The sequence below is a fragment of the Providencia sp. PROV200 genome (assembly GCF_049901995.1).
GTDB classification, from domain to species: domain Bacteria; phylum Pseudomonadota; class Gammaproteobacteria; order Enterobacterales; family Enterobacteriaceae; genus Providencia; species Providencia rettgeri_E.
Map to the genome: position 1 here is coordinate 314,712 of NZ_CP096307.1, position 13,045 is coordinate 327,756.

8 protein-coding genes and 1 tRNA gene are annotated in these 13,045 nt (G+C 40.7%); 7 read left to right on the forward strand and 2 right to left on the reverse strand.

From position 1 onward, the window contains the following. Positions 1 to 365 precede the first annotated feature (365 nt). Positions 366 to 2,024 (forward strand): putative transporter, encoded by a 1,659-nt coding sequence (locus M1E86_RS01440; protein WP_102138858.1) that lies wholly within the window; start codon positions 366 to 368, stop codon positions 2,022 to 2,024. 317 nt (positions 2,025 to 2,341) lie between these two features. Here M1E86_RS01440 and M1E86_RS01445 read toward each other — a convergent pair whose 3' ends face one another. Together M1E86_RS01445 and M1E86_RS01450 are read right to left on the reverse strand one after the other, a co-directional pair. After that, a complete protein-coding gene (locus M1E86_RS01445; protein ID WP_125891712.1) occupies positions 2,342 to 3,598 on the reverse strand; it encodes a valine--pyruvate transaminase in 1,257 nt (418 codons plus the stop codon). Positions 3,599 to 3,803: 205 nt separating this feature from the next. Next, complete coding sequence (locus tag M1E86_RS01450; RefSeq protein WP_213913557.1) at positions 3,804 to 4,367, reverse strand: DNA-3-methyladenine glycosylase I; 564 nt, start codon at positions 4,365 to 4,367, stop codon at positions 3,804 to 3,806. Positions 4,368 to 4,569: 202 nt separating this feature from the next. Here M1E86_RS01450 and glyQ point away from each other — a divergent pair, with 202 nt between their 5' ends. From glyQ to dppB, 6 genes are all read left to right on the forward strand, one after another. Continuing rightward, the gene (glyQ, locus tag M1E86_RS01455) at positions 4,570 to 5,478 is read left to right on the forward strand and encodes a glycine--tRNA ligase subunit alpha (protein ID WP_004262647.1); all 909 of its coding nucleotides are present in this window, start codon (positions 4,570 to 4,572) and stop codon (positions 5,476 to 5,478) included. A gap of 9 nt (positions 5,479 to 5,487) precedes the next feature. Continuing rightward, complete coding sequence (gene glyS / locus M1E86_RS01460; RefSeq protein ID WP_213913559.1) at positions 5,488 to 7,557, forward strand: glycine--tRNA ligase subunit beta; 2,070 nt, start codon at positions 5,488 to 5,490, stop codon at positions 7,555 to 7,557. Positions 7,558 to 7,777: 220 nt separating this feature from the next. After that, positions 7,778 to 7,854: transfer RNA gene (locus M1E86_RS01465), tRNA-Pro, on the forward strand. A 177-nt stretch (positions 7,855 to 8,031) separates the two neighbouring features. Next, positions 8,032 to 9,624: a ShlB/FhaC/HecB family hemolysin secretion/activation protein gene (locus M1E86_RS01470; protein ID WP_125891709.1), complete on the forward strand. Its 1,593-nt coding sequence runs from the start codon at positions 8,032 to 8,034 to the stop codon at positions 9,622 to 9,624. A 618-nt stretch (positions 9,625 to 10,242) separates the two neighbouring features. Further along, complete coding sequence (gene dppA / locus M1E86_RS01475; RefSeq protein ID WP_102138864.1) at positions 10,243 to 11,850, forward strand: dipeptide ABC transporter periplasmic-binding protein DppA; 1,608 nt, start codon at positions 10,243 to 10,245, stop codon at positions 11,848 to 11,850. A gap of 168 nt (positions 11,851 to 12,018) precedes the next feature. Continuing rightward, positions 12,019 to 13,038, forward strand: coding sequence for a dipeptide ABC transporter permease DppB (dppB, locus tag M1E86_RS01480; protein WP_102138865.1), 1,020 nt, complete (start codon positions 12,019 to 12,021; stop codon positions 13,036 to 13,038). Positions 13,039 to 13,045: the final 7 nt, after the last annotated feature.

Sequence of the window (13,045 nt, forward strand, 5' to 3'; positions counted from 1 at the left end):
TGTTATTCCTAATATTGACTTATAATAACGAAAAACAAGAAATTCACAATAATGGCGCCATATTATTATTTTATTGAGCCGTATGTGTTTTTTTAGTTAATAGTTTTCTTGTAGCTATTAACTAAAAATGTTTACCTTCAGTATCTATTCGATGAATGGTAAATAACGTTAAGAAATAATGACATACTATTTTATATTTGTTATCAGTTTGAAAATTCTAAAAAAATAGGTCATTTATTCATTCTGAACTGTGCTCTATGGCACATATTACCCTCAGGCTATTTGGCATAATCGATTCAGTAGTCTGTTTTATCGCCTATCTGGGTGTGTTTAATGGGTAACTTGTCGTCAAAAGGATGCGGTTTATGAGTGAATTAGCTCTTACTGTAAGTTTGTTGGCGTTAGCTGCTGCTTTAGGGCTATGGATCGGTAATTGGAAGATCCGTAGCGTTGGGCTGGGCATTGGTGGTGTCCTATTTGGGGGGATCATCGTTGGGCATTTTGCCCAAAGTTACGGCTTACAACTGAATAAAGACATGCTGCATTTTATTCAAGAGTTTGGCTTGATACTGTTTGTATACACGATTGGTATTCAGGTCGGGCCTGGTTTTTTCTCTTCTTTACGTGTTTCTGGCCTAAAATTAAATGGCTTCGCACTAATGGTGGTTGTCTTAGGTGCGGTGGTAACGGCAATTATATATAAAGTTGCGAATATCCCATTACCTATTATTTTAGGTATTTTTTCAGGTGCAGTCACGAATACCCCATCTTTAGGTGCTGGTCAGCAAATTTTATCTGATTTAGGCTCTGATCCTAACCTTGTTGACCAGATGGGGATGGGTTATGCCATGGCATATCCTATGGGGATTTGTGGCATATTATTAGTGATGTGGTTAGTACGCATTATTTTTAGGATCTCAGTAGATAAAGAAGCTTCCGCATTTAATAGTTCTAACTTTCAACAGCGCGACTCTCTGCAGACTATGAATATTGCCATTCGTAACGCTAATCTTGATGGCTTAATGATGCAAGACATCCCACTACTTGGTAGCGAAGCGATTGTTTGTTCAAGATTAAAACGTGGGGATATGCTTGTTGTCCCTCAGCCCACAACAGAGATCCATTTAGGGGATCTATTGCACGTTGTTGGTTTGAAAGACGATTTAAATAAAGTTCGCTTAATATTAGGTGAGGAAGTTGATGCATCCCTTTCGACATCAAGCTCTATTTTGCATTCCGTTCGTGTAGTAGTCACGAATGATGCCGTATTAAGTAAAAGGCTTAAAGACTTAAATTTAAAACAAAAGTATGACGTTGTTGTTACACGATTAAACCGTACGGGTATTGATTTAGTGGCTAATAACAATTCAGTTTTACAATTTGGCGATATTTTAAATATTGTTGGGCGCCCTGAGTCAATTGAAGCTGTCACCGCTTTGTTAGGCAATGCGAAACAAAAACTACAGCAAGTTCAAATGTTACCTGTGTTCCTTGGAATAGGGCTTGGGGTTGTACTGGGGTCAATACCTGTTTTTGTTCCAGGTTTTCCTGCAGCGCTAAAACTTGGATTAGCGGGAGGTCCATTAGTTGTTGCATTAATTCTAGGCCGTATAGGGACGATCGGGCGTTTATATTGGTTTATGCCTCCGAGTGCGAATTTGGCGTTGAGAGAGCTGGGAATTGTCATGTTCCTCGCTGTGGTAGGGCTCAATTCTGGTGGTGGCTTCATTGATACTTTAATTAAAGGCGATGGGCTGACGTGGATTGGCTATGGGTTATTGATCACGTTTGTGCCGCTATTTATTACAGGTGTTGTCGCTCGAATTTTTGGCAAAATGAACTATCTGAGCCTTTGCGGGGTGCTAGCGGGTTCCATGACGGATCCGCCTGCATTAGCATTCGCAAATAATATTCATGCGACCAGCGGCGCGCCCGCATTATCTTATGCAACAGTTTATCCATTAGCGATGTTTTTAAGGATTATTTCGCCTCAATTGCTGGCCATTTTATTTTGGGCTGTTTAGTTAAATGTGATAGTCCATTTGATGAATAACTAACACTGTTTAAGGCTTGTTTTTCAATTGGATAGGTGAGTATTCTGATGGATGTAGAAGAAGGCCATTAAAAAGTATCACGATATATAGGGGCAAAAAGTGCTTTTGTTCAAGCAATAACCAAATTGAAAAGATGTTCTAATGGTTCTGAATGATATTCGTATTGAAAAATTAATTTGATTTCAATTACGGAGTTCTCGCTAATTTTAGCCCTTTCTATATGAAAGGGCTTTTTTTTACCTAAAACTTGCAATGACAGGGTTAAAAGCCCTTTGTTATTTAGCAACCTAACAGGTTACTTCTTGATACGCTTTTTCTAGTTCTTCAGCTAATATCTTGATCCCCTGTTCAATTTTTTCTGGTTCAGGGACATAGTTCATGCGCATACATTGATGTGCATGTGGCCAATCTTGTTCGATACCGGGAAAGAAGTAGTGGCCAGGAACCATCAATACACCACGTTTTTTTAAGCGTTGGTATAATTCTAAGCTATTAATTGGCAAGTCTTTAAACCATAACCAAAGAAAAATAGCACCTTCAGGCTTATGAATTAAACATTTATCTTCTGGAATATAGCGGCGAATAATTTCGATGGCTTCTTCCACTCGTTGCTTATAAAAAGGGCCAATGACATTCTTAGATAATGAGATAAGGTCATCTTTCTTAAGCATTTCTAACGCAAGTGCAGGGCCTATGCCACCTGGAGCAAGGCTGATAATGCCGTTCATGTTGCTAACGGCTTCAATGATTTCTTCATTAGCGATGATAATGCCGCATCGAGTTCCAGGTAAACCAAGTTTAGATAAACTCATACAAAGAATGACATTTTCGTTCCAAAATGGCGTAGCTTCGCTGAAGATAATGCCGGGGAAAGGAACGCCATAAGCATTGTCTATTAATAATGGGATATTATGTTGTTTAGCTAGTTTGTCTAAATGCTCAACTTCTTCATCTGTAATGACATTACCAGTTGGGTTTGTTGGGCGAGATACGCAAATAACACCAATGTCATCAGTCACTTCTAAAGTATTAAAATCTACACGGTACTTAAATTGACCATTAGGTAAAAACTCAATTTGCGGTTTATTAGCCACAAATAAGTCGTCGTCTAGCCCTGAGTCTGCATAACCGACATATTCAGGGGCAAGAGGGAAGAGGACTTTACGAGTGATACCATCTTCAAAGCGACCGGCTAGCAAGTTAAATAGATAGAAAAAAGCACTCTGGCTGCCGTTAGATAGGGCAATATTTTTCGCGCTAATATTCCAACCTAGTTTTGCTTTTAGCGTTGCTGCAAGCGCTTTCAACATGGCATCTTTACCTTGAGGACCATCATAATTACATAAAGTGTCCGTCAATTGGCCATTAGCACACATTTCTGCTAATAGATCTTGGAAATACTTATCCATTTCAGGGATATGAGCTGGATTGCCACCCCCTAACATAATGGAGCCAGGGGTTCTTATGCCGTCATTCAAGTCTTTCATTAATAATGAAATGCCTGAATTTTGGGCAAATTTATTACCAAATTTAGAAAATATCATCGCATTTATTCACATATATTTATTAGATTGTTAATGGAATTTAAAACATACTCTGCTACTTCTCAGAGTTCAACCACCCATTCACATCTTTTTTTAATTTAAAATATCGAAAGTTTATAGTTTGCCGAGTTAAAATATTGCAATGTTAATGCAATGGTGGTTTATTTTTCTTTTTCTTTGGTAAGTTACACTGATAAAAACTAATTTATTTAAATTGGCAACAATGCATTAAATGGTCATTTACCATGCCAGTCGCTTGCATAAATGCATAACAAGTGATTGAACCTACAAATTTAAAACCATGTTTTTTAAGTGCTTTGGAAAGAAGCTTAGACGTTTCAGTTTCCGTAGGAACTTGCGACGAATTTTCCCAAGCATTGACAATGGGGCGGCCATCAACAAATTGCCAAAGAAAAGTAGAAAAATCTTCACCATTGCCTTGCATCGCTAAATAGGCTTTTGCATTCGCGATAATCGCATTAATTTTGAGTCGGTTACGGATAATTCGAGTGTCTTGCATAAGTCGCTCAACATCATTCTCATTCATTAATGCGATTTTTGTAGGATCGAAATGATGAAATAAATCACGATATCCTTGGCGTTTTTTTAAAATGGTGTACCAAGATAGCCCGGCTTGCTGGCCTTCAAGGCAAAGCATTTCAAATAATGCTAAGTTGCTATAATTGGGTTTACCCCATTCATGGTCGTGATAAGCGATATATTCAGGGTCTTGATTAACCCAATGGCAACGTGTCAGAGAAGTACCCATTTTTCATCCTTTTTACAGTTTCGATAACCTTGTTTCAAAAAACAAACTATTTATACTGTATAAATAACCAGCTTGAAAGGGGTGAAAGTATTTTTTTTTATTTTTAGAATAAATACAGACATATTCAATGCTGTATATCTTGCGGTCAAAGGGTATACTGGCGTACTTTCATTAAATTTTACGTATCGCGTGCGGATCTAACATGCAAAAGTTTGATACCAAGACCTTCCAAGGTCTAATCCTGACATTACAGGACTACTGGGCGCGTCAAGGCTGTACCATTGTTCAACCATTGGACATGGAAGTCGGCGCCGGAACTTCTCACCCAATGACGTGTTTGCGTGCATTAGGCCCTGAGCCTATTGCTGCGGCTTATGTTCAACCATCTCGTCGACCTACTGATGGCCGTTATGGTGAAAACCCAAACCGTCTACAACACTATTATCAGTTTCAGGTGATCATTAAACCATCACCCGACAATATCCAAGAATTATACCTAGGCTCTTTAAAAGAATTAGGTGTTGACCCAACCGTTCACGACATTCGCTTTGTTGAAGATAACTGGGAAAACCCAACCCTAGGGGCTTGGGGATTAGGTTGGGAAGTATGGCTTAACGGGATGGAAGTGACTCAGTTTACTTACTTCCAGCAGGTCGGTGGTCTTGAATGTAAACCGGTAACGGGTGAAATTACATACGGCCTAGAACGCTTAGCTATGTATATTCAAGGCGTGGACAGCGTGTATGACCTTGTCTGGTGTGATGGCCCATTGGGTAAAACCACCTATGGTGATATTTATCATCAAAACGAAGTTGAGCAATCAACCTATAACTTCGAATACGCAAATGTAGATTTTCTTTTCAAATGTTTTGAAGAGTATGAAAAAGAAGCTCAACACTTGCTGGCTTTGGAAACACCACTTCCACTACCTGCATACGAACGTATTTTGAAAGCGGCTCATACTTTCAACCTACTCGATGCACGTAAAGCCATTTCTGTTACTGAACGCCAACGCTATATTTTACGTATTCGTACCCTAACTAAAGGGGTTGCAGAAGCGTACTATGCTTCTCGTGAAGCGCTTGGATTCCCTATGTGTCATAAGAACTAAGAGGCTGTCATGACTCAACAGACTTTCCTTGTGGAAATCGGCACCGAAGAGTTACCGCCGAAGGCTCTTCGTTCATTAGCTGAATCATTTGCTGCAAATTTTACGGCTGAACTTGATGGTGCTGATATCGCTCATGGTGCAGTAACGTGGTTTGCTGCCCCTCGTCGTCTAGCACTTAAAGTCGCTGATTTAGCGGCTTCACAGCCAGACCGTGAAGTTGAAAAACGCGGCCCTGCTATCTCTCAGGCGTTTGGTCCAGATGGCCAACCGACTAAAGCCGCTGAAGGCTGGGCTCGTGGTTGTGGTATTACCGTTGATCAAGCTGAGCGTTTGACGACCGATAAAGGCGAATGGCTACTGTATCGTGCTCAAGTAAAAGGGCAGGCTGTCAGCGAATTATTGGTTGATATGACTAGCCGCGCGCTCGCAAAACTACCCATTCCTAAATTAATGCGCTGGGCTGATAAAGACACTCAATTCGTTCGTCCTGTTCATACCGTCACATTACTACTAGGTAGCGATGTTATTGATGGTGAAATCTTAGGTATCAAGAGCGGGCGCACGATTCGTGGTCACCGTTTCATGGGTGAATCTGAATTTACTATTGATAATGCGGAACAATATCCAGCCATTTTACGTGAACGCGGTAAAGTCATGGCGGATTACGCAGAACGTAAAGCGGTTATTAAAGCAGATGCGGAAAAAGCAGCTCAGGCTCTTGGTGGCCAAGCTGACTTAACAGATAGCTTGCTTGAAGAAGTGACGTCATTGGTTGAATGGCCAGTCGTTTTAACGGCTAAATTTGAAGAGAAATTCTTAGAGGTTCCTTCAGAAGCGCTCGTTTACACCATGAAAGGGGACCAAAAATATTTCCCAGTTTATGATAAGGCTGGCAAGTTAATGCCTAACTTTATCTTTGTGGCCAATATTGAGTCTTCTGACCCTCAGCAAATCATTTCAGGTAACGAAAAAGTTGTACGTCCACGTTTAGCGGATGCCGAATTTTTCTTTAAGACTGACCGTAAACAACGTTTGGAAGATAACTTACCACGCCTAGAAACCGTATTGTTCCAGAAACAATTAGGTACACTGCGTGATAAAACCGACCGTTTAGAAGCATTAGCTGGCTGGATTGCGAGCAAAATTGGTGCGGATGTCAATCATGCTACACGGGCTGGCTTATTAGCGAAATGTGACTTAATGACTAACATGGTGTTTGAGTTCACAGACACTCAAGGCGTTATGGGAATGCACTACGCACGCCATGATGGTGAGTCAGAAGATGTTGCATTAGCTTTAAAAGAGCAGTACCAACCGCGTTTCTCAGGGGATGCACTTCCATCAACTGACGTTTCAGCTGCATTAGCACTGGCTGAAAAAATGGATACGCTTGCGGGTATTTTTGGTATCGGTCAACATCCTAAAGGCGATAAAGACCCATTTGCTCTGCGCCGTGCTGCGTTAGGCGTCTTACGCATTATCGTTGAAAAAGGCTATCAGCTTGATCTCGTTGAAATGACAGAAGAGGCGGCTCGCTTATACGGTGATAAATTAACCAATGACAATGTGGTGAGTGACGTTGTTGAGTTCATGCTTGGCCGTTTCCGTTCTTGGTATCAAGAATTAGGCTATAGCATTGATACCATTCAAGCGGTATTAGCTCGTCACCCAACACAACCAGCTGACTTTGATGCACGAGTGAAAGCCGTTACTCACTTCCGTTCATTAGACGAAGCACAGGCTCTTGCAGCGGCAAATAAACGTGTTTCCAATATTCTGAGCAAATCAGAAGAAAAACTTGCGGACAACGTTTTAGCCTCTGTTCTAAAAATGCCTGAAGAAGTCAAACTGGCGACTCACGTTGTGGTATTACAAGATAAGCTTGCGCCAATGTTTGCAGAAAGGAATTATCAAGAGGCTTTAGTTGAATTAGCTTCTTTACGCGATATCGTGGATGAATTCTTTGCAAATGTGATGGTAATGGATGAAGACCAAGCGGTTCGTATTAACCGTTTGACACTATTAAGCCAGTTACGTGAGTTATTCTTAAGAGTAGCGGATATTTCTTTACTGCAATAGGCTTAAAATTGAGTTATTAGCGTGTTGTTAATGCTATTTTTATAAACTCTAACCTGTTTGATAAATAAGCACTAAAATATTTTAGTGCTTATTTTTTGCTTTAAATAAGGCGAGTTGCATATAAACCTTACCATTTTGGTGGTTTTATCGGCAAACGAACAGAATTGGCGAAAAATGGGTTGACGACCTCCGTTCTTGGCAGTATTATTCACACCGTTTTCGGCGAGTAGCGCAGCTTGGTAGCGCAACTGGTTTGGGACCAGTGGGTCGGAGGTTCGAATCCTCTCTCGCCGACCAAATTCTAAAACCCACCTCATTGAGGTGGGTTTTTTCATTTTTACCCCTTCCTATTTTTCACCTCAACTATTTCAGACTAACTTGGCTTGCACTCAATCACCTATCTCTGTTGATATATAAGCTGACTAACTCATGTTGTTTTAGGTAAAAACGCTTTTTCATTACAAGGACTCGTTAATGAAAGTTGATAACGTTTTATCGATACATCTTTGCTGCTTCTTATTCAGTTTTTGTACCATTATTGGCTTTAAAGCTTATAGCACGCCTATAGCGCCTCCAAATGGCATTATCCAAGTCCCCTCTACTTGTATCATGATGAATCAAGTACATTTCATTGGGCTTGAGCAAGTAAAAGAAATCGCTCGTAGCCAAGTGAATAAATGGCGGCAAAAGATAGAAGGCCAGTGCATTGATGAACAAGGCTTGCTTAAATATGCGGATGACATTACGGCAGAGTTAGTTCATGCAGGCTATTTGACCTCTTACTTGTATTACCCAGAGCAAACTTTTCTATTTGGTATCCTGCAAGCAAAAATAATAGCAGGAACAGTTTCTTCAGTGGTTTATCAACATGAGCAGGTAGAATATAAATCACTTCAACATATATTTCCTTTTCAACTAGGGGATGCGCTTAATCTGCGACAAGTTGAGCAAGGTTTGTACAACTTACAAAATGCATCTTTAATCCCTTTTCAAGTCAAATTAATTGCAGATGATAAGCATGAAAATGCCACTCAAATTATAGTGTTAGGCCAGCACCGGCGAGAATTTCAAGGTACTCTCTCCTTTGAGTCACACTCAATGGCCCATCAGGTAGGCAATACAAATACAGTTAGCCATACTTTTATGGTTGCTAATCCTTTGCTACTAAATGATTTTCTATATTCAAATATTAGCCGTCAATTTAGTAACACTGAAGAGACCGAAGTGAAATCAGCCATGTTGTTTTATTCTCTTCCTTATCAATACTGGTTGTTTTCAATATTGAGTGGATACCAGAAAAATAAAACGGTCATTGCTAGCAATGATGTTGTTTTACCTCTGCAGCAGCATCATGGTTTCTTATTATTACAAGCCGAGTATTTATTAAAGCGAACAGAAAACGCGATGACTTCATTAAGCCTAGGGTCTGAAAGCCAAAAGAGTGACACATTTTTGGCTAATCTACACTTACGAACACAACAACGTTTGGCTCATTACATTATCGGTGAGTTGACTCATCAGGTTAACTTTTTACAGGGTAGCGCTTTAATGGCATTAAAGTATAAACAAGGAACTAGCTGGTTTGGTGCAAATGCACAGCAAGTTACAGGTTTAAATAAGCCACAGGTTATACAAATCTCGGTTTCTGCAATGAGGGTGGCTTCTCCTTTTCAATATGAAAGCCAACTTGATGTGCAATTAAGTCGTGATAAGTTAGATGTTTTATTAGAGCAAGAGTCATTTGTTGGTTTTGGGGGCGTTAGCGGTTTTATTGGAGGGGGCGAGCCCTTTGATATGGGGGATAATAGTTTAAAGCTACAAAGTGAGGTCCTCTGGCAGAGCCCATGGCCATATCTGGCTTTATATACCTCGTTAGGTTTAGGAACAACATCAAATGATAGAGGAACCTTTTGGAAAGAAAATCTATTGCTGGGTGGTAGAGTCGGAGCTAAAGGCCAAATAGGGCGTTTGTCATATCATTTATTTGCTGAAACTCCAATTTGGCAAACTGACCAGCTGTTGGTGAATTCAATGAGTACAGGTCTTCAGGTAAGGGTTCATTATTAGTTAAATCATAGGGTTAAGATAGGCAATTGCATCATTCAGGAATGGCCGAATTAATACTAGGCAATTGTAGCTTTTATCGTTGGTATTAAAGCATATTCTGTATTTGGGCAAATAGAATACAAACTCTTATCAGTGTTATTTTATTCTTTAAGTTATCAGTTAGTTAAAATTTTGTTTAGCATAGTCAGCTGAATGTTTTTTATTTGCTTATAAAACAAACTAAATTATTACATACTAAAATAATTTCCATATCAATTCTCTTTAGTGTTTTATTTCGCACTACACTAATAAAAGCACTATATTCGTTCAGTAATTCAGCACTTAATCACAAATATAAAAATAAATAACCGCAACATAAAACCCTATTCACTACGAATTATATGGTTATAACGCCTGCACCTTGTCCTATACTGTAAAATTTTAAGCTAAATTGCGATGCTAATTGTTTCTAATATGTTACATAGATTGTAGGTGAGTCATAAATGTGGCTATTGACGAAGTGAGTAACAGTTGATTAATTGCACAATGAATAACAAAAAATACAGATACTACATCTGTCGTTTTTATGACGGATTTAGGCATCAAGCAAAACAACATGAACACCATAGGAGCATACAGATGCGCTCTATTAAAAAGACAGGTTTACTGACTGTAGGGCTTACATTGGCAGCATTAGCAGTATCAGCATCAGTACAGGCAAAAACGTTAGTTTATTGTTCAGAAGGTTCCCCAGAGGGCTTTAACCCGCAGTTGTTCACGTCAGGAACAACCTATGATGCAAGTTCAATCCCACTGTATAACCGCTTAGTGGAATTCAAATTAGGAACGACGGAAATTGAACCGGGCCTAGCGGAAAGCTGGGAAGTGAGTGATGATGGTAAAGAATATACTTTCCATCTACGTAAAGGTGTCAAATGGCACTCGAATAAAGAATTTAAGCCAAGCCGTGATTTGAATGCGGACGATGTCATCTATACATTTATGCGTCAAAAAGATGCAAATCACCCATACCATAAAGTTTCAGGTGGCAGCTATGAATACTTTATGGGAATGGATATGGATAAAATTATCGATAAAGTTGAAAAAGTCGATGATAACACCGTAAAAATTACGTTAACTCGTCCAGAATCTCCATTCTTAGCCGATATGGCAATGGACTTCGCATCCATTCTTTCTGCTGAATATGCAGATCAGATGTTGAAAGCGGGTACGCCAGAAAAAGTAGACTTAAACCCAATCGGAACAGGCCCATTTGTTCTACAACAGTATCAGAAAGATTCCCGTATTCTTTATAAAGCCAACGACCAATATTGGGGCACAAAACCTAAACTTGACCGCTTAGTCTTCTCTATCACGCCAGATGCTTCCGTTCGTTATGCAAAACTGCAAAAAAATGAATGCCAAGTCATGCCATATCCAAATCCGGCTGATTTAGAGCGTATGAAGCAAGATAAAGACATTACGTTAATGGAGCAACCAGGCCTAAACGTCGGTTACCTCTCTTATAATGTCGAGAAAAAACCGTTAGATAATCAAAAAGTTCGCCAAGCGCTGTCTATGGCGGTGAACAAAGATGCAATTATCGAAGCGGTTTATCAAGGTGCAGGCCAAAAAGCGAAAAACCTTATCCCGCCGACAATGTGGGGCTATAACGATGCTGTGAATGATTACGAATATAATCCTGAAAAAGCGAAAGCCTTATTAGCAGAAGCGGGTTTCCCGAATGGTTTTGAGATAGACCTGTGGGCGATGCCTGTTCAACGACCATATAACCCAAATGCACGCCGTATGGCGGAAATGATCCAAGCAGACTGGGCAAAAGTTGGCGTTAAATCAAAAGTTGTCAGCTATGAGTGGGGCGAATACCTCAAACGTGCGAAAGATGGCGAGCCACAAACGGTAATGATGGGGTGGACGGGGGACAATGGGGACCCTGATAACTTCTTTGCAACCTTATTTAGCTGTGCCGCAAAAGAGCAAGGTTCTAACTACTCAAAATGGTGTAATGAAAGCTTTGAGAACTTGATCCAACCTGCGCGCCAAACTGCAGATCACGACAAACGAGTCGAACTGTATAAGCAAGCGCAAGTTGTGATGAATGAGCAGGCGCCAGCTCTCATTATTGCACACTCCACGGTGTTCGAGCCAGTACGTAAAGAAGTCAAAGGCTATGTGGTTGACCCACTAGGGAAACACCACTTCGAAAACGTCGATATTGAGAAGTAATCGTATCTAATCTGTCTATGCCCTTCGTTGCTGGTTTAGAGCGGAGGGCGTTTTCTTCTCTAGAAGAAGCGGAAAAGTTAAGTTGTTTGTGAGCACCCGGAAAAGCGATTTTCTGAGTAGCCAAACGGACTAAGAGCCGTCAACGGCATTATTAAAGAGATTCAGGATATGTTGCAATTTATCCTCCGACGATTGGGGCTTGTGATCCCCACGTTTATCGGTATTACATTATTAACCTTTGCTTTTGTCCACATGATCCCGGGTGACCCGGTGATGATCATGGCTGGTGAAAGGGGATTATCCCCTGAAAGGCATGCTTATTTAATGGCTGAACTAGGGCTTGATCAGCCACTTTGGAAGCAATATCTCCATTACATCAATGGGATATTTCATGGTGATTTAGGGATTTCCCTAAAAAGCCGTATTGGTGTGTGGGAAGAGTTTTTACCGCGTTTTTTAGCGACAGTCGAACTGGCTACCTGCGCCATGATTTTTGCGGTTTCTGTTGGGATCCCTGTTGGGGTTTTAGCGGCAGTAAAACGTGGGTCAATTTTTGACCATACTGCCATCGGCCTTTCTTTAACGGGTTACTCAATGCCTATCTTCTGGTGGGGGATCATGCTCATCATGCTTGTGTCGGTGCAGTTAGACCTCACCCCAGTAGCTGGCCGAGTCAGTGATACCGTTTTTCTGGATGACTCCCAGCCTCTAACCGGTTTTATGCTTATTGATACCCTAATTTGGGGGGAGGATGGTGATTTTATTGATGCGGTAGAGCACTTAATATTGCCGTCTATTGTTTTAGGAACGATCCCATTAGCCGTTATTGTGCGTATGACTCGCTCGTCAATGTTGGAAGTGTTGGGAGAAGACTATATTCGTACCGCACGGGCTAAAGGCCTTGGCCGCGCGCGCGTCATTTTAATTCACGCATTACGCAACGCATTATTACCCGTAGTCACGGTAATTGGCTTACAGGTTGGGGTGATGTTAGCGGGGGCTATTTTAACAGAAACTATTTTCTCATGGCCTGGATTAGGACGCTGGTTAATCGAAGGGTTACAGCGCCGTGACTACCCTGTAGTACAAGGGGGAGTCTTGCTGGTTGCTACACTGATCATACTCGTAAACTTAGTGGTCGACGTGCTGTATGGCATTGTAAACCCACGTATTCGTCATAAGAAATAAGGAGCGC

Excerpts from the sequence above, each read along its gene's own strand:
- M1E86_RS01440 (WP_102138858.1), top strand. The coding sequence starts at position 366 with ATGAGTGAATTAGCTCTTACTGTAAGTTTGTTGGCGTTAGCTGCTGCT.
- M1E86_RS01445 (WP_125891712.1), bottom strand. The coding sequence starts at position 3,598 with ATGATATTTTCTAAATTTGGTAATAAATTTGCCCAAAATTCAGGCATT.
- M1E86_RS01450 (WP_213913557.1), bottom strand. The coding sequence starts at position 4,367 with ATGGGTACTTCTCTGACACGTTGCCATTGGGTTAATCAAGACCCTGAA.
- glyQ (WP_004262647.1), top strand. The coding sequence starts at position 4,570 with ATGCAAAAGTTTGATACCAAGACCTTCCAAGGTCTAATCCTGACATTA.
- glyS (WP_213913559.1), top strand. The coding sequence starts at position 5,488 with ATGACTCAACAGACTTTCCTTGTGGAAATCGGCACCGAAGAGTTACCG.
- M1E86_RS01470 (WP_125891709.1), top strand. The coding sequence starts at position 8,032 with ATGAAAGTTGATAACGTTTTATCGATACATCTTTGCTGCTTCTTATTC.
- dppA (WP_102138864.1), top strand. The coding sequence starts at position 10,243 with ATGCGCTCTATTAAAAAGACAGGTTTACTGACTGTAGGGCTTACATTG.
- dppB (WP_102138865.1), top strand. The coding sequence starts at position 12,019 with ATGTTGCAATTTATCCTCCGACGATTGGGGCTTGTGATCCCCACGTTT.